We start from the raw sequence: 15,328 nt of genomic DNA, 5'->3' as shown, positions 1-15,328 counted from the left end.
GGCGGCACTTGCAAGCAAAACCAGGGTTGCGTACAATCGCGCACCCTAACTTCCTGGGCAGCACCTGCCTTACGCAATTGCGCCGGGCCGTTCCAGCCTTGTGCAGCCATGCCAGCCAATACTCATCATATAAAGCGCTGGGTGAGCAGGATTATCGGAGAAATACCATGTCTTACGCAGTAATCGTTACCGGCGGCAAGCAGTACAAAGTCGCTGAAGGTGAATTCCTCAAGATCGAAAAACTGGAAGTCGCCACTGGCGAATCCGTGACTTTCGATCGCGTTCTGCTGGTCGCCAACGGTGAAGAAGTCACCATCGGTGCTCCAGTTGTTGCTGGCGCTAAAGTAGTGGCCGAAGTCGTTTCGCAAGGCCGCCACGACAAGGTTCGCATCATCAAGTTCCGTCGTCGTAAGCACCACATGAAGCGTATGGGCCACCGCCAGTGGTTCACCGAGATCAAAATCACCGGCATCCAGGCTTAATCCCCTAGATCCCCTGAATTTATTTGGAGAATTGAACCATGGCTCACAAGAAGGCTGGTGGTAGTACTCGTAACGGTCGCGACTCAGAATCTAAACGCCTTGGCGTGAAGATGTATGGCGGCCAGGTTATCAAGCCAGGCAACATCATCGTCCGTCAGCGCGGCACTGAATTCCACGCTGGCTACGGCGTTGGCATGGGCAAGGACCACACCTTGTTCGCCAAGATCGAAGGCGTGATCAAGTTCGAGAAGAAAGGCGAGTTCATGCGCCGTTACGTGAGCATCGTCGCCGCTTAATCGCGACGTCGCTCCAGAAGCCCCGTCATGCGACGGGGCTTTTTCGTTTGTGGTGAGCCTCTTGCAAAGCTGTTTGTCTGGGTTGCCGGCGTTGGTTTCTACGGTCGTACGGGGCCGCCGCGCTCATTTTTGCAAGAGCCTCATGTTTTTGATTCATTCAACTCGTCTACCGACGAGAGGCGGTTTTAATGAAGTTTGTTGACGAAGTATCGATTCGGGTCAAGGCCGGTGACGGCGGCAACGGTTGCATGAGCTTCCGTCGCGAGAAGTTCATCGAGAACGGTGGCCCTAACGGCGGTGACGGCGGTGACGGCGGCTCGGTGTACATGGTCGCCGACGAAAACCTGAACACCCTGGTCGACTACCGCTACACCCGTCACCACGAAGCCCAGCGCGGCTCCAATGGCGGCAGCACCGACTGCACCGGCAAGAAGGGTGAAGACCTGTTCCTGCGCGTGCCGGTCGGTACCACCGTGATTGACGCTTCCACCCAGGAAGTGATCGGTGACCTGGTCACCCCTGGCCAGAAGCTGATGGTCGCCCAAGGCGGCTGGCACGGCCTGGGCAACACCCGTTTCAAGTCCAGCACCAACCGTGCACCGCGCCAGACCACGCCAGGCAAGCCGGGTGACCAGCGCGACCTGAAGATGGAAATGAAGGTGTTGGCTGACGTTGGCCTGCTGGGCCTGCCAAACGCCGGCAAGAGTACCTTCATCCGCTCGGTCTCGGCCGCCAAGCCGAAAGTGGCCGATTACCCGTTCACCACCCTGGTGCCAAACCTGGGCGTGGTCAGCGTCGACCGCTGGAAGAGCTTCGTCATCGCCGACATCCCTGGCCTGATCGAAGGCGCCTCCGACGGTGCCGGCCTGGGTATCCGCTTCCTCAAGCACCTGGCGCGCACCCGCGTGCTGCTGCACCTGGTGGACATTGCGCCGCTGGACGAAAGCAGCCCGGCCGATGCTGCCGAAGTGATCGTCAACGAGCTGACCCGCTTCAGCCCATCGCTGGCCGAGCGTGAGCGTTGGCTGGTACTGAACAAGTCGGACATGGTCATGGACGACGAGCGCGATGAGCGTGTTCAGGAGGTGATCGATCGCCTGGAGTGGGAAGGCCCGGTCTACGTGATCTCGGCGATCTCCAAGCAGGGTACCGACAAGCTCAGCCACGACCTGATGCGCTACCTTGAAGACCGCGCCGACCGCCTGGCCAACGACCCGGCCTACGCCGCCGAGCTGGCCGACCTCGACCAGCGCATCGAAGACGAAGCCCGTGCCCAGCTGCAGGCCCTGGACGACGCGCGTACCTTGCGCCGTACTGGCGTCAAGAGCGTGCACGACATCGGTGACGATGACGCTTGGGATGATGATTTCGAGGACGACGAAGACGGTCCGGAAATCATTTACGTGCGCGACTGACCGGTTGCAGTACACTAAACGCCGCTCTCTGGAGCGGCGTTTTTGTATCCACGGTATCTACAGATTCGACATAGGTTGGAAGAAGATGCGAAGCAAGGTGACGGGCGCCAAGCGCTGGGTCGTGAAGATTGGCAGTGCTCTGCTGACCGCTGATGGCAAGGGCCTCGACCGCGGTGCCATGGCCGTTTGGGTCGAGCAGATGGTCGCGCTGCGTGAGGCAGGCGTGGAGTTGGTACTGGTCTCCTCCGGGGCCGTGGCTGCCGGCATGAGCCAGCTGGGTTGGACTTCGCGACCGAGCGCGATGAACGAGCTGCAGGCCGCTGCCGCGCTCGGCCAGATGCGCCTGGTGCAGGCCTGGGAGTCGAGCTTCGGCGAACACGGCAAGCACACCGCGCAAATCCTGCTGACCCATGACGACCTGTCCGACCGCAAGCGTTACCTGAACGCCCGCAGCACCCTGCGCACCTTGGTCGACCTGGGCGTGGTGCCGGTGATCAACGAAAACGACACCGTGGTCACCGACGAAATCCGCTTCGGCGACAACGACACCCTGGCAGCGCTGGTGGCCAACCTGGTCGAGGCCGACCTGCTGGTGATCCTCACCGACCGCGATGGCATGTTCGACGCCGACCCGCGCAACAACCCCGAAGCCCAGCTGATCTACGAAGCCCGGGCCGACGATCCGACGCTGGATGCCGTGGCCGGTGGTACCGGTGGTGCCCTGGGCCGTGGCGGCATGCAGACTAAACTGCGCGCCGCGCGCCTGGCCGCCCGTTCCGGTGCCCACACCATCATCATCGGTGGCCGCATCGAGCGCGTGCTGGACCGCCTCAAGGCGGGCGAGCGCCTGGGTACCTTGCTGTCGCCCGAGCGCGGCATGCTCGCTGCGCGCAAGCAGTGGCTGGCTGGCCACCTGCAGACCCGTGGCACCCTGGTGCTGGATGCCGGCGCCGTGCAGGCGCTGCGCCAGGCCAACAAGAGCCTGTTGCCGGTTGGCGTGAAGACCGTGCAGGGCAGCTTCCGTCGTGGCGAGATGGTGGTGTGCGTTGGCCCGGACGGTGTTGAAGTGGCCCGCGGGTTGGCCAACTACAGCGCCCTGGAGGCGCAGAAGATCATCGGTCAGTCGTCCGATGGTATCGAGTCGATCCTCGGCTATAGCGCTGAGCCCGAGCTGGTACACCGTGACAATCTGGTGCTGGTATGAGCCTGTTCAAGCGAGTGATTACCGTGGTGGCGCTGGCGCTGCCAATGCTGGCCGGGGCCGAGGAAGTCGGCCAGGTGTCCACCGTCTTCAAGTTCCTGGGGCCGAACGACCGCATCGTGGTCGAAGCGTTTGACGACCCCAAGGTGGAGGGCGTGACCTGCTACCTGTCGCGGGCCAAGACTGGCGGCATGAAGGGTGGCCTGGGGCTGGCGGAGGACCGTGCGGAGGCGTCGATTGCCTGCCGTCAGGTCGGGCCGATCAACTTCAAGGGTGAGTTGAAAGACGGCGAGGAAGTGTTCAAGGAACGCACCTCGCTGGTGTTCAAGACCATGCAGGTGGTGCGCTTCCTGGACAAGAAGCGCAATACGCTGGTGTACCTGGTGTACAGCGACCGCATGATCGAAGGCAGTCCGCAGAACGCAGTGACCGCGATCCCGATCCTGCCTTGGGCTCATTGATAGCCTGTTGAATCGCGGGAGGCCTACGGCCTCCATTCGCCGGCAAGCCAGCTCCCACAGGTACTGCGCAGAGCTTGAACCTTGTGCAGTACCTGTGGGAGCTGGCTTGCCGGCGAATGGGCCGCAACGCGGCCCCATACACAAATGTCAGGCCAGTTCCTCGGCCTTATCCTCGCGCACAACCGCCTTCACCTCATCCAGCCGGCTGATGAACTTCCAGTCCGCCTCGTCGATGTAGATTCCGTTCGGCCCGCTGCCGCCTTCCAGGTCGATCGCCACGTGCGCGGATACCTGTGGCTTCACACTCGCCAGAATCGGTACGAAGCCCAGCTGCAAACTGGTCTCCAGCAGTGCGGCCTGGTTGCGTTCGTCGATGTCCGCTGCTTCGTCAAGGTAGTACGGCAGGCGAATGCGCCCGGCCAGGTCGCGGTCCATCAGGTGCAGCAACAAGTACATGTTGGTCAGCGCCTTGATGGTCATGGTGGTGCCGTTGGACGCAGCGCCGTCGATGTCGGCGTGGATGATCGGCTGGCCGTTGACCTTGGTGATCTCGAACGCCAGCTCGAACAGGTCTTTCAGGCCCAGCTGGTTGTGGTTGGCTGCCACAAGGCGTGCCAGGTATTCCTTGGCCTCTTCGTTCTTGTTGTCCTGCTCGGCGCTTTGGGTCAGGTCGAACACCGAGAGGGTTTCGCCTTCTTCGTACTGGCCGGCACTGTGGATGATCTGGTCGATGTGCTTGAGCGCTTCCTTGTTCGGCGCCAGCACCACGCGGAAGCTCTCCAGGTTGGAAACCTGGCGCTTGTTGATCTCGCGGTTGAACAGCGCCAGCTGGTGCTCGAGGCTGTCGTAGTCACTGCGGATGTTGCGCAGGGTCCGGGCGATGTCGGTGACCGCGGCGCGGCGTGCCTTGGCCAGGGTCAGGGCTTCTTCGGTACGGTGCGCATAGGCGTTCACCAGCAGCTGCAGGCGGCGCTCCATGTCGTCTTCGCTGTCGAACTTGGCCACGCCTTTCAGGCGCACCTGGGCGTACAGCGCCTCGATCTGGTTGTCTACCCGTTGCAGGCCTTGCCAGCTGTCCTGGTAATCGTTGAGCAGGGGCAGCAGGTTGTCCATCGAGTCGTCGATGGCTTCCATGAACGGGGTGCCGTAAGGCAGGTCGGCCGGCAGCAGCTGGCGACGTCGCAGGGCGTCTTCCAGGGTGCGCTGCTTGGACTCGAGGTCGCCGATCTGGCGGCCGACCAGCTGCAGCTTGGCCGACAGCTGCTGGACGCGCTCGGTGAAGGCATCACTGGAGCGCTTGAGTTCGTCCTGGGCGGCTTCCAGTTGCGACAGCTGTTCCAGCTTCTCGGGCTCTTCGGCGGCCAGGGTTTCGCTGCGGCGGAAGTCTTCCAGCGCCTTCTGCGCGTCCAGCACTTGCTGGTACAGGGTTTCGGTCTGCGCCTTCGAGGCGGTGCGGTCTGCGGTTACAGCCTGCTGGGTCTTGAGCTGCTTCAGCTCCTTTTCCAGGCGCTCTTTCTGGTCGCGCAGGGCGGCGCGGTCGGCCAGGGCCTGCAGCGCCGGTGGGTCGATGTGGGTGAGGTCGATGGACAGGCCCGGGGCTTCGAAACGCTCGCCCTTGAAACCGTCCAGCACCGCTTCCAGCGATTTTACCCACAGGGCGCTGTCGTCCAGCTCGATGCCACGGTCGCCCAGCGGCAGACTGAACAGTGCACCGTTGAACAGGCGCATCAGGCGGTCGACGTCCTGCTGCGAGAACTCCTCGCGCAGGCGGGCGTAGCTGTTGTTGTCAGCGTGGTCCAGTTGCTGCTTGACCTGCTTCAGGCGTTTTTCCAGGTCGCGTACGCGCTCGTCCAGGTCTTCGGCACTGAACTGGCGCGACTGCGCCAGGGCGCCGGCCAGTTCGTCGTGGGCATCCTTGGCCGCCAGCAGCTGCTGCTCCAGTACCTTGACGTCATCGACCAGGGCAAAGCGGTGCTTGAGCACCGACAGCTCGCCCAGCCAGCGCTGGATGCCGGTGATTTCACGCTCCAGGCGCATCAGCTCCTGGGTGCCACCGCGCTGGTCGTTCTGCAGGCGGTCCTGCTCGCCACGGTAGTGCTCGGACTGGATGACCAGCTCTTCCTTGCGCGCCATGGCGTATTCCTGCCAGGTGCCCAGCAGGGTGTCGAGCACTGGCGAAATGCGGTGCAGCTTGCCACGCAGGATGTCGCGCTGGGCTACACCACCGGCCAGGGCCTCGACCAGCGGGCCGGCGGCGACCAGGGCGTTGTAGTCCTGCTCCATGCGGCGCACGTCGCGGAAGGCTTCCTCGCACGCGGCGATGTAGTCAACGCTGCCCGAACGCAGGCTGTGCTCGAAGGCGTCCAGGAACAGCTGCTTGAGCTTGGCCGCGGTGATTTCGCGCATGTGCAGCAGGTTGATGAACAGCGCGCGGAAGGTTTTCAGGCTTTGCTCGCTGGTGGAGCGCAGCGGGATCATGGTCAGGTCCAGCGGCACCGAGGTGTGGCCGCCAACCAGCAGGCGGCGCAGTTCGTCCGGCTTCAGCTCGTAGGCTTTGATGCCCAGCCGCTCCAGGTTGGTGAACAGCTCTTTCTGGCGCAGGCAGGTGTCGTTCTTCTGGTAATGGCCCAGGTCCAATTCGCCCTTGTAGGCGAAGAACTGGTGACCGAAACCGCCGCCCGGGCCGCGGCCGACCACGCCGATCACGTGCGGGCCGTGGGGCAGGCTCAGCTCACAGAGAATGTAAGAGGTGTCGCTGGCGAAGTAGAAGCGGCGCGACTGCTCGAGGCTGTACTTGCCGAAACTCATGTCTGACATGCGTGCCAGGATCGGGAACTGCAGGGCGTTGATCGACGCCGACTTACCCAGGTTGTTGGCACCGTAGACCGACAGCGGGTGTTCCAGCGGGAACAGGCCAAGGCTGTAGCCGGCGGTGTTGAGCAATGCAAAGCGGCGGATGCCGTAGCGTTCCTGGCTCATGCGTCAATCTCCTGTTGCTCTTCGCGGATGGCCCGGGCCAGGGCGTCCTCTTCGCTTTCCTCGCCCTCGAAGGGCGTGAGGTCGAGCGGATCGTCGGTGCGGTTGAGTTCTTCGGGGCTTTCTTCCTCGACCAGTACCGGGGTGGGCAGCGGCAGCACGCTATGCAGGGTGGCGGCCAGGTCGCGGTCCTGCTGCACCGAAAGGCACACATCGAGGAAGCGGTGCATCGGCGGCAGGAAGCGGTAGATGCCGCCTTCTTCATGGGCGAAGCCGAGCTGGCTCATGCGGCGCAGGATTTTTTCTTCCAGCTCGTCCACGGTCTGCACTTCGGCCTGCAGGAACAGGTCGCGGTACTTGTCCAGCAGCGACGGGAGTTCGTCGCGGCCGATGCTGCCGCCGTCCAGCACGGCCATCGGGTCACGGCCCTGGTCGGCCAGGTGCTCGACCAGGATGAAGGTGAACAGCGACAGGCGCTGCGCGGTCTTGTTGACCTGCGCGGCGGTCATGTCCGGCACGAAGTAATAAAAGCCGCGGGTATCGCACACCAGCTCGAAGCCCAGGGCCTTGAACAAAGTGCGGTACTGGTCCTGGAAGTTCGACAGCTGCGCGTACAGCTCGGGATCGCGGCGGCTGACGTGGAAGCCTTTGAACAGCTCGCGGAAGATCGGCGCGAGCTGGGACAGTTCGGAAAGATCAAGATGCATGGGCTGGGCTCGCGTTGGGTTCGGTAGGCGCGCTGGTGGCGTCTTCGCGGCTGGAGGTCAGGGCGTACGAGCGCAGGCTGACCAAGTGTTCCTGGGTGGTGTATTCGCGGCGGTCGAGGCGCTCGCGCTTGAAGCGCTTTTCCCGCGACAGGCGCGAGAACCAGTACAGCAGTTCGTCGGTGGCGCCTTCGGGTTCCTGCTCCAGCAGCCAGACCATCAGGTCGGGCAGCGGCAGGGCCTGTTCGCAGCGTTCGGCCATTTCCTTGACCGTGCGCGGTGCGCGGGGCAAGTCGCCGGATTGGGTCTTGTGGGCCTTGGGGAAGCGCGCCGGCTTGGGCTCGAAGCGCGCCAGGGCGTACACATAGGCCTCGACCTGGCTGGCACTGCCGAGGAAGGTGCTCTGCGGGCGGGTGAACATCGGCATGGCCGCCTGCGGCACGGCGTCGATGCCCTTGCGCCGGATCACCGACAGGGCCAGCGCGGCGCCACGGGTCACGGCGTTGTGACGGCGGGCTTCTTCGCGCAGCGGCAGCAGCAGTTCACGGGCGTGGCGCAGGGTCAGCTGGGCGCTGGTCTGCATTTCCAGGATGCGTGCGTGGGTGCGCAGCAGCATGTCGTCGTCGACCAGGTGGCCCAGGCGGGCCTGTTCGCCCAGCAGCTTCAGCAGCACGGTCTCGACCTTGCGCACGCCTTGTTCGAAGGCGCCGTCGGCGTTCACCAGCTGGATCATCGGCTCGACGTATTCGTCCCAGGTGGCCAGTACTTCGGCGTAACGCTGGCGCAACGGGATCTGGCGGTTGCTGGTCTTGGCCCGCTCGGCCACGGCTACCAGTGCCTGTTCGTCGTTATCGAGCTTTTTCAGTACATCGCGCACGCGCATGTCGAGCAGGCGCAGCTGGCGCGCCAGGTCGTCGCTGTCGCGGTTGTCGAAGGCGTCCTGGATATGGCCGGCCAGGCGTTCGAGGTGGCGCAGGTAGGCTTCGATCTCCAGGCACAGGCCCAGCCGGTGTTCGCGGCGCAGGTAGGCGAGGAAGTCGTGGATCTGCGCGTTGAGCTCGAAGCGGTTCGGGCTCTTGGCCACCGGGACCAGGATGTCCAGGCGGATCCACACGTCGAGTAGCTGGGTGATGTCCTGCGGGGTGCTTTCGAGCTGCTGGCGGGCCACATGCTGGCGCAACTCGACCAGGCTCAGGGTGCCCTGGTCGAAACGCTCGCACAGCGGCTCGATCAGGGCCCAGTGTTCGGCTAGGGCGCGCAGGACGCGCTTGGGTTCGATCATTGGCTTCGACTCGTTGCCAAGAAAAAGGGGGCGATTGTACTGCATCCGGGGGGGAGGTTTTCACCCCTTGGTCTGTAATGAGAGATAACCTTTTTGTTTGTGGGTGTATGGCGTTGTTTTTGTGGTGGTGTGGAGATCGAGCGCCGCGCGGGCGGCGCTCGGTCTGATAGGCGCTGCAAAAGCCACGGCGTACACGTTAGAATGCCCAACTGTCTTGAGCCCCTCGGATACCCGCCCCTTGCTGACCGAACCCCGTCGCCGCGCCTACCTTTCCGCCATGCAAGTGGTGCACTGGCTGCCGCGCGCCGAACTGCCGTTCGCCGCACCGTCGCGGCCCGAGCTGCTGCTGCCGGTGGGGCCGGTCGAGGACATGGATTTCGAGGTCAGGCCGGCACCGGCTGCAAACGAAGCGCCCGCCAGCCCCCAGGCCCGCTCCGGTGAGCGGCCGAAAATCGAGATCCCGCGCCCGGGTAGTGCGCCCAAGCCTGCCGCCAAGCCCGTCGAAGCCGAGGAGCAGCCCGCACCGCCACGGCCGGCCCCGGTGCCGCCACCGCGCTTCTCGTTGCAGTTGCTGCGCGCTGGCAGCTGCCTGCTGCTGGTCGAACTGACCACCGGTCAGCCGTTCCAGAGCCGCGACCCGTCCTACCTGCTGCTCAAGGACATGCTGCGCGCTGCCGGCCTGCCTGACGCCCCGCAGATCATCGGCGAACCGGTGCGCTGGCCGTTGCTGGTACGCGGCAACATGGACCAGGGCCCCGAAGCCGCGCGCGACTTCGTCCAGGGCTTTGTCCAGGCGCGCCTGGAAGATGCCCCGAGTACCTGCCTGTGGCTGATCGGCTTGCCGGCACTGCGCTTTGCCGCCAATGCCGATGCCGAGGCCTATTACCAAACCCTTGAGCTGGACGGCCTGGGCGATGCCTGGGCGCTGCCGGGCCTTGAATTGTTGATGGACGAGCCGCAGCGCAAGGCGGACGTCTGGAAAGCCATGCGCCAGCTGATGGCGCGCTGGAAGAGCGTTGAATGAGTGAATCGATCAGTTTCCGCCCGATGAACGAGGCGGATCTGGAAGCCGTACTTAAGATCGAATATGCCGCGTTCAGTCACCCCTGGACCCGCGGGATCTTTCAGGATGCGCTCAAGTCGTACGAAGTCTGGCTGATGTTCGATGGCCAGCAGCAGGTTGGCCATGGGGTGATCAACGTGATCATCGACGAGGCGCACCTGCTCAATATCACCGTCAAACCGGAAAACCAGGGGCGCGGCCTGGGCCTGCGCCTGCTGGAGCACCTGATGGCCCGGGCTTACCAGCTCAATGGCCGCGAATGCTTCCTGGAAGTGCGCGCCAGCAACCAGTCGGCCTATCGTTTGTACGAGCGCTACGGTTTCAACGAAATCGGCCGCCGTCGCGACTATTATCCGATTGCCGGGGGCCGTGAAGATGCCCTGGTGATGGCCTGCACGCTGCTTGAGGACTGACCTCGCACAGTCGGCGCCATCCACCGCGTAGCTTTGTTTGTTCTCTATGCAGGGATGGATAAAGAATGAAAAAACTGCTTCTGGCGGCAGGCCTGCTGATAGCGGGTACTGCCCACGCCGACCAACGCGACCTGTGGATGTTCGCCCAGTGGGCCGGCGACCATCAAACCCGTCCCTTCCGTGAAATGCTGGTGGATGCCCGTCTTTACGGTGTAGTGCCTATCCACCAACTGCTGCGTTCGGCCTCGGACTGGAAGCTGTGCCACGCGTCTCCCTTCGCCGTGCCGCCTGTCAGCAACTGGCCGGCTGTACGCTCGACCCTCTCGCTTATCAAGGTGCTCGACGGCCAAGGCATCCTGCGCCAGTTCGAGGTGGTTTCGGCCTATCGCGACCCTCGTCTGAATAAGTGCGCAGGCGGTGCTGACAACAGTGCCCATACCCGCGCCTTCGCCGTCGATATTCTGTTGCCGGCCTGGGCCGACCCTAACCCGCTGTGCCGTTTCTGGCAGCAGCATGGCCAGGCGTGGAGCATGGGCCTGGGGCGCTACCCGTCGGGGCGCATCCATCTGGATACCGCGGGCTATCGCACCTGGGGCGGCGATGGCAGCGCGGGGTCGTCGTTTTGCGTCAAACCCAAGTGAGCCAGGCAGCGCTGGCACTCACCCATTACCCACTCTGCGAAGCGCTGGCGCTTGCCGCTGTCGCCCAGGGGCTGTGGGCTAAGCAGGTGATAAGCCGAGCCATCGCGCACAAAGCCGAACGGTGCCTGCAACTGCCCGCTGTCGAGTTCGTCGCGCACCATCAGGGCTGAGGCCATGGCCAGGCCCAGGCCGGCGCTGGCGGCCTGGATCGTCAGGTAGAAGTGTTCGTAGTCGCTGCGTTCGTTGTGCCGCGCCTGCTGGCCGCTGAGGCGCAGCCAGGTGGGCCAGGCAGCGGGGCGGGTGGTGCTGTGCAGCAGGCGTTGGCCGTCGAGCTGGGTGGGGGAGGTGGGGTGGCACACCGGGCCGATCCATTCGTCGCAGATTTTTTGGTTGAACAGCTGGTTGTCCCAGTGGAAGTCGTCGCGGCGGATGGCCAGGTCGACACCGCTGCGGGCGAAGTCCAGCGGCCCGCCGGCGGCCACCAGGTGCAACTGCAGGTCGGGGTGGTCAGCATGGAAGCGGGGCAGGCGCGGGATCAGCCAGCGCATGGCGATGGTCGGCTCGCAGGACAGCACCAGCACATTGTCGCGGGCCTGTTGTTGCAAGCGCTGCACGGCGCCTTCCAGCTGTTCGAAAATCGCCTGGGTGGTGCCTTGCAGGGCACGGCCGGCGGAGGTGAGGAAAATGGCCCGGTTACGGCGCTCGAACAGCGCCACGCCAAGGCTTTCTTCAAGCAGGCGTATTTGGCGGCTGACCGCGCCGTGGGTGACGTGCAGGTGCTCGGCGGCGCGTACGAAGCTCTCGGTCTGGGCGGCGATGTCGAAGTAGCGGAAGGCGTTGAGCGGCGGCAGTTTCATGGCATCCCTTTTTGCCTGTGCCGGCCTCTTCGCGGGTGAACCCGCTCCCACAGGGATCTCATCACACCTGAGAAAAGCACATTACCTGTGGGAGCGGGTTCACCCGCGAAGAGGCCGGTACAGGGTCTAAATATCTGTGAGTAAAACTATCAGATATTCCTCACTATAAATCGATTTTTCCTGGTTCATAAGCCCTCGATAATCCCCAGGCCTGTGCATTTTCATCGCCTATCGAGAGCCATCAGCATGACCGAAATTATCGCCGTCGCCCTGTTCACCTTACTCGCCGTCATCAGCCCTGGTGCCGATTTCGCCATGGTCACCCGCAGCAGTTATGCACAAGGCCGCAAGGCCGGGCTGGCCGCCGCGATCGGCATCGCGTTGGGGGTGCAGGTGCACGTGCTGTACACGGTGCTGGGCATTGCCGTGATCATCAGCCAGAGCCCGGCGCTGTTCCTGGTCATGAAAGTGCTCGGTGCGGGTTACCTGATCTACCTGGGCTACAAGTCGCTGACCAACACTCAGCGCATCCACCTCGAGGGCGGCAGTCAACCCGCCGCCAGCGTGCTGAGCGCCCTGCGCACGGGCTTTTTGACCAATGCCCTGAACCCCAAGACCATGTTGTTCGTTATCAGCGCTTTCACCCAGGTGGTGCAGCCGGGCAGCCCGCTGGCGCTGGATTTCGCCTACGGCGCGTTCATGTCCTTTGCCCATTGGCTGTGGTTCAGCCTGGTTGCAGTGTTCTTCTCCAGTACTGCGTTGCGCAAGGCGATGATCGACCGGCAAGTGCTGGTGGACCGCGTCATCGGGCTGGCTTTGATCGGGCTTGGGCTGGCAGTGGCGGTGACGGGGATTCGTTGAGGGGCGATTGCCTGTTGGGGATATCTGCTTGCTCAAATTGAAAGCGTGCAGCTTTTTCGCAGGCAAAGAAAAAGGGCTTACCTTGCGGTAAGCCCTTCGTCTTGTTTGGTGGCTACACAGGGACTTGAACCCCGGACCCCAGCATTATGAATGCTATGCTCTAACCAACTGAGCTATGTAGCCGATGGCGCGCATTATTCTCTTGAACGGACCCTCTGTCAACACTCATTTCAAAAAAAATTTGCACGCTTTCAAAAACTTAGCGGCCGGGCTTGCTTTCAGTGCACCACAAGCCAGTGCCCGAGCACGCCCTGAAGCTGCAGATGCTGGGCCGCCGCCAGGGATTGCAGGCTTTCGCCAGGGCGGTCAAGGTTGAAATCACCGCTCACGCGCCGATGGGCCACTTGTTCATCCGCCATCCACACGCGCTGCCCTTGGTAGCTGGCCAGGCGCTCCAGCACCTGGCCCAATGGCATGTCGGTGGCTTTCAGACGGCCGTTGCGCCAGCTGTCTGCGGTTTTCAGGTCAGCCTTCTGCACCGGGTCGATGCGTGTGTCATTGAAGGTGACCCGCTCGCCTGCGGAGACCATGCGCTGTTCACCCCCCTGGGTAACCATGGCCTTGCCACTGAGTACGACAAGTTCATCATGACCGGCATGGCGGGCTACCTGCAGGCGGGTGCCGAACACCTGGATGCGGGCGTTGCCCACGTCCACTTCCATGGCCCGGCCGTCGAGCACGACTTCCAGGTACACCTGGCCCTGCACCAAATGCAATTGGCGGGTGCGGCCACGCAGGTCGATGTTCATTGCGCTGGCGCTGTCCAGGTTCAGGGTCGTGCCATCCGCCAGGCGTGTGCTGCGCCGCTCGCCCACGTCGGTGTGCAGCTCGCTGGCCAGGCGTTGCAGCAGCGGCCAGTACAGGTAGGTTGCGGCGCCCAACCCGACCAGGAACACCAGCGCCAGCCATTTGCCCAGGTGGCTGCGGCGTACCGTGACGTGCCGTGGGCGAGGGCGGGCGGGTGGTGGTTGCAGCTGTTGCCAGAACGTTTCCAGCTCGGCGTAGGCGTGGGCGTTTTCGGGTACCTGGCACCAGGCTGCGAATGCCTGGCGCTGGGTTTCGTCGCAACCAGGCTGGCGCAACAGCGAAAACCATTCCAGCGCTTCCTGCTGTGGGTCGGGCTGCTGCAGCTGCTTGGCGGGCATCGGGCTCATGGGTTCAGTCTGCTCACGATAGGGGCCGTTTCGCCCAACGATGACAGGGGTATGGGTCGAGGATGCTAATTATATTGAGAACCATTTTCAAGTACGTTGCGACGGAGGGATAAAAAAGGTAGCTATGTATCTATTTGTTTCCCGATAATCGGATCCCAAACTGCGGACGGAGATTCAGGCACATGGCCATCAGTAGCGCCTCCACGGCGTCCACCAGCGCAGCGGCGAGCCAAGCGACGCCGCTGGTAATGCGCATCATCGGCTTCTGCGCCTTGGCGCACTTGATCAACGACCTGATCCAGTCGGTGCTGCCGGCGATCTACCCCATGCTCAAGGCCAATTACGACCTGAGCTTCGCCCAGATCGGCCTGATCACCCTGACGTTCCAGATCACCGCTTCGCTGCTGCAACCCTGGGTCGGCTTTTTTACTGACCGCCGGCCAGCGCCGAACCTGTTGCCGATGGGCACCCTGTGCACGCTGGTGGGGATCGTGATGCTGGCCTTCGTCGGCAGCTTCCCGATGATTCTGCTGGCTTCGGCACTGGTGGGCATCGGCTCGTCGACGTTCCACCCGGAAACCTCGCGTATTGCGCGCCTGGCCTCTGGCGGGCGCTTCGGCCTGGCCCAGTCGACCTTCCAGGTGGGCGGCAACACCGGCTCCGCACTGGGCCCACTGCTGGCGGCGGCCATCGTCATTCCGTTCGGCCAGACCCATGTGGCCTGGTTCGGCCTGGCCGCGTTGTTCTTCCTCGGTGTAACCCTGATGCTGCGCGGCTGGTACAAGGAACACCTCAACCAGGCCAAGGCGCGCAAGGCGGTGCAGGCCACCCATGGCATTTCACGCAATCGGGTGATCGCGGCGCTGATCGTGCTGGGCCTGCTGGTGTTCTCCAAGTACTTCTACATGGCCAGCTTCACCAGCTACTTCACCTTCTACCTGATCGAGAAGTTCGATGTGTCGGTGGCCAGCTCGCAGTTGCACCTGTTCCTGTTCCTGGGTGCAGTGGCGGCGGGCACGTTCTTTGGCGGCCCGATCGGGGACCGCATCGGGCGCAAGGCCGTGATCTGGTTCTCGATCCTGGGGGTGACGCCGTTCACCTTGGCGCTGCCGTATGCCGACCTGTTCTGGACCACCGTGCTGAGCGTGGTGATCGGCTTTATCCTGGCCTCGGCGTTTTCCGCGATCGTGGTGTATGCGCAGGAACTGGTGCCGGGTAGCGTGGGCATGATCGCCGGCATCTTCTTCGGGCTGATGTTCGGCTTTGGCGGCATTGGCGCGGCGCTGCTGGGGTATGTGGCGGACCTGCGCGGTATCGAGTATGTGTACGGGCTGTGCTCGTTCCTGCCGTTGTTCGGGTTGCTGGCGGTGTTCTTGCCGTCTACAGGTAAACGCTGAAATTGCTGGGGGCCTCGTAGAGGCCCCTGGCCGATTGACTACCCCCCCTTGAGGTAGCTAGAGTG

The 15,328-nt window shown here is 63.3% G+C and carries 15 protein-coding genes and 1 tRNA gene; 10 read left to right on the top strand and 6 right to left on the bottom strand.

Annotated features, from left to right (window positions below; translation table 11 throughout):
- Window positions 1-167 precede the first annotated feature (167 nt).
- The 5 genes from rplU to PP4_RS23080 all read left to right on the top strand — a co-directional run bounded on the left by rplU (window position 168) and on the right by PP4_RS23080 (window position 3,855).
- A complete protein-coding gene (rplU, locus tag PP4_RS23100; RefSeq protein ID WP_003247466.1) occupies window positions 168-482 on the top strand; it encodes a 50S ribosomal protein L21 in 315 nt (104 codons plus the stop codon).
- A gap of 38 nt (window positions 483-520) precedes the next feature.
- The gene (gene rpmA / locus PP4_RS23095; protein WP_003247464.1) at window positions 521-778 is read left to right on the top strand and encodes a 50S ribosomal protein L27; all 258 of its coding nucleotides are present in this window, start codon (window positions 521-523) and stop codon (window positions 776-778) included.
- Between the two features lie 188 nt (window positions 779-966).
- Window positions 967-2,193 (top strand): Obg family GTPase CgtA, encoded by a 1,227-nt coding sequence (gene cgtA, locus PP4_RS23090; protein WP_016501543.1) that lies wholly within the window; start codon window positions 967-969, stop codon window positions 2,191-2,193.
- An 85-nt stretch (window positions 2,194-2,278) separates the two neighbouring features.
- Complete coding sequence (gene proB / locus PP4_RS23085) at window positions 2,279-3,397, top strand: glutamate 5-kinase (RefSeq protein WP_016501542.1); 1,119 nt, start codon at window positions 2,279-2,281, stop codon at window positions 3,395-3,397.
- Entirely contained in the window at window positions 3,394-3,855 is a 462-nt protein-coding gene (locus PP4_RS23080) for a CreA family protein (RefSeq protein WP_016501541.1), read from the top strand. The genes proB and PP4_RS23080 overlap by 4 nt, the downstream gene beginning before the upstream one ends.
- A 147-nt stretch (window positions 3,856-4,002) precedes the next feature.
- Here PP4_RS23080 and mksF read toward each other — a convergent pair whose 3' ends face one another.
- Genes mksF through mksB form a run of 3 tightly spaced genes read right to left on the bottom strand, consistent with a single transcriptional unit; the run spans window position 4,003 to window position 8,817 of the window.
- Window positions 4,003-6,834 (bottom strand): Mks condensin complex protein MksF, encoded by a 2,832-nt coding sequence (gene mksF, locus PP4_RS23075; RefSeq protein WP_016501540.1) that lies wholly within the window; start codon window positions 6,832-6,834, stop codon window positions 4,003-4,005.
- Complete coding sequence (mksE, locus tag PP4_RS23070) at window positions 6,831-7,538, bottom strand: Mks condensin complex protein MksE (RefSeq protein WP_016501539.1); 708 nt, start codon at window positions 7,536-7,538, stop codon at window positions 6,831-6,833. Before mksE ends, mksF begins: the two co-directional genes overlap by 4 nt.
- Complete coding sequence (gene mksB, locus PP4_RS23065) at window positions 7,528-8,817, bottom strand: Mks condensin complex protein MksB (protein ID WP_016501538.1); 1,290 nt, start codon at window positions 8,815-8,817, stop codon at window positions 7,528-7,530. Before mksB ends, mksE begins: the two co-directional genes overlap by 11 nt.
- Window positions 8,818-9,055: 238 nt before the next feature.
- On the opposite strand from mksB, the gene PP4_RS23060 reads away from it, so the two are divergent.
- The 3 genes from PP4_RS23060 to PP4_RS23050 all read left to right on the top strand — a co-directional run bounded on the left by PP4_RS23060 (window position 9,056) and on the right by PP4_RS23050 (window position 10,934).
- Window positions 9,056-9,841, top strand: a complete 786-nt coding sequence (locus tag PP4_RS23060; protein WP_041167871.1) for a hypothetical protein — start codon at window positions 9,056-9,058, stop codon at window positions 9,839-9,841.
- Window positions 9,838-10,293: a ribosomal protein S18-alanine N-acetyltransferase gene (rimI, locus tag PP4_RS23055; RefSeq protein WP_016501536.1), complete on the top strand. Its 456-nt coding sequence runs from the start codon at window positions 9,838-9,840 to the stop codon at window positions 10,291-10,293. The genes PP4_RS23060 and rimI overlap by 4 nt, the downstream gene beginning before the upstream one ends.
- A 65-nt stretch (window positions 10,294-10,358) precedes the next feature.
- Entirely contained in the window at window positions 10,359-10,934 is a 576-nt protein-coding gene (locus tag PP4_RS23050; RefSeq protein ID WP_016501535.1) for a D-Ala-D-Ala carboxypeptidase family metallohydrolase, read from the top strand.
- On the opposite strand, the gene PP4_RS23045 is transcribed toward PP4_RS23050, so the two are convergent.
- A complete protein-coding gene (locus PP4_RS23045; protein ID WP_016501534.1) occupies window positions 10,874-11,791 on the bottom strand; it encodes a LysR substrate-binding domain-containing protein in 918 nt (305 codons plus the stop codon). The genes PP4_RS23050 and PP4_RS23045 overlap by 61 nt on opposite strands.
- A 246-nt stretch (window positions 11,792-12,037) precedes the next feature.
- Between PP4_RS23045 and PP4_RS23040 the strand changes: the two genes are divergently transcribed.
- The gene (locus tag PP4_RS23040) at window positions 12,038-12,652 is read left to right on the top strand and encodes a LysE family translocator (RefSeq protein ID WP_016501533.1); all 615 of its coding nucleotides are present in this window, start codon (window positions 12,038-12,040) and stop codon (window positions 12,650-12,652) included.
- 106 nt (window positions 12,653-12,758) lie between these two features.
- Here PP4_RS23040 and PP4_RS23035 read toward each other — a convergent pair.
- Window positions 12,759-12,835: transfer RNA gene (locus PP4_RS23035), tRNA-Met, on the bottom strand.
- Window positions 12,836-12,930: 95 nt separating this feature from the next.
- On the bottom strand, window positions 12,931-13,857 hold the full coding sequence (locus PP4_RS23030; protein ID WP_041167870.1) for a FecR family protein: 927 nt from the start codon (window positions 13,855-13,857) through the stop codon (window positions 12,931-12,933).
- A 191-nt stretch (window positions 13,858-14,048) separates the two neighbouring features.
- Between PP4_RS23030 and PP4_RS23025 the strand changes: the two genes are divergently transcribed.
- On the top strand, window positions 14,049-15,263 hold the full coding sequence (locus PP4_RS23025; RefSeq protein ID WP_016501531.1) for an MFS transporter: 1,215 nt from the start codon (window positions 14,049-14,051) through the stop codon (window positions 15,261-15,263).
- Window positions 15,264-15,328 lie beyond the last annotated feature (65 nt).

It is taken from the genome of Pseudomonas putida NBRC 14164, from assembly GCF_000412675.1.
GTDB classification, from domain to species: domain Bacteria; phylum Pseudomonadota; class Gammaproteobacteria; order Pseudomonadales; family Pseudomonadaceae; genus Aquipseudomonas; species Aquipseudomonas putida.
The sequence above is the reverse complement of the archived record's forward strand: the minus strand, read 5'-3'. Positions and strand labels throughout refer to the sequence as shown.

What these genes read in the sequence shown, in the direction of transcription:
- proB (WP_016501542.1), top strand. Translation starts at nt 2,279, where the DNA reads ATGCGAAGCAAGGTGACGGGCGCCAAGCGCTGGGTCGTGAAGATTGGC.
- rpmA (WP_003247464.1), top strand. Translation starts at nt 521, where the DNA reads ATGGCTCACAAGAAGGCTGGTGGTAGTACTCGTAACGGTCGCGACTCA.
- PP4_RS23030 (WP_041167870.1), bottom strand. Translation starts at nt 13,857, where the DNA reads ATGCCCGCCAAGCAGCTGCAGCAGCCCGACCCACAGCAGGAAGCGCTG.
- mksE (WP_016501539.1), bottom strand. Translation starts at nt 7,538, where the DNA reads ATGCATCTTGATCTTTCCGAACTGTCCCAGCTCGCGCCGATCTTCCGC.
- PP4_RS23080 (WP_016501541.1), top strand. Translation starts at nt 3,394, where the DNA reads ATGAGCCTGTTCAAGCGAGTGATTACCGTGGTGGCGCTGGCGCTGCCA.
- mksB (WP_016501538.1), bottom strand. Translation starts at nt 8,817, where the DNA reads ATGATCGAACCCAAGCGCGTCCTGCGCGCCCTAGCCGAACACTGGGCC.
- mksF (WP_016501540.1), bottom strand. Translation starts at nt 6,834, where the DNA reads ATGAGCCAGGAACGCTACGGCATCCGCCGCTTTGCATTGCTCAACACC.
- PP4_RS23045 (WP_016501534.1), bottom strand. Translation starts at nt 11,791, where the DNA reads ATGAAACTGCCGCCGCTCAACGCCTTCCGCTACTTCGACATCGCCGCC.
- cgtA (WP_016501543.1), top strand. Translation starts at nt 967, where the DNA reads ATGAAGTTTGTTGACGAAGTATCGATTCGGGTCAAGGCCGGTGACGGC.
- rimI (WP_016501536.1), top strand. Translation starts at nt 9,838, where the DNA reads ATGAGTGAATCGATCAGTTTCCGCCCGATGAACGAGGCGGATCTGGAA.
- PP4_RS23025 (WP_016501531.1), top strand. Translation starts at nt 14,049, where the DNA reads ATGGCCATCAGTAGCGCCTCCACGGCGTCCACCAGCGCAGCGGCGAGC.
- PP4_RS23040 (WP_016501533.1), top strand. Translation starts at nt 12,038, where the DNA reads ATGACCGAAATTATCGCCGTCGCCCTGTTCACCTTACTCGCCGTCATC.
- rplU (WP_003247466.1), top strand. Translation starts at nt 168, where the DNA reads ATGTCTTACGCAGTAATCGTTACCGGCGGCAAGCAGTACAAAGTCGCT.
- PP4_RS23050 (WP_016501535.1), top strand. Translation starts at nt 10,359, where the DNA reads ATGAAAAAACTGCTTCTGGCGGCAGGCCTGCTGATAGCGGGTACTGCC.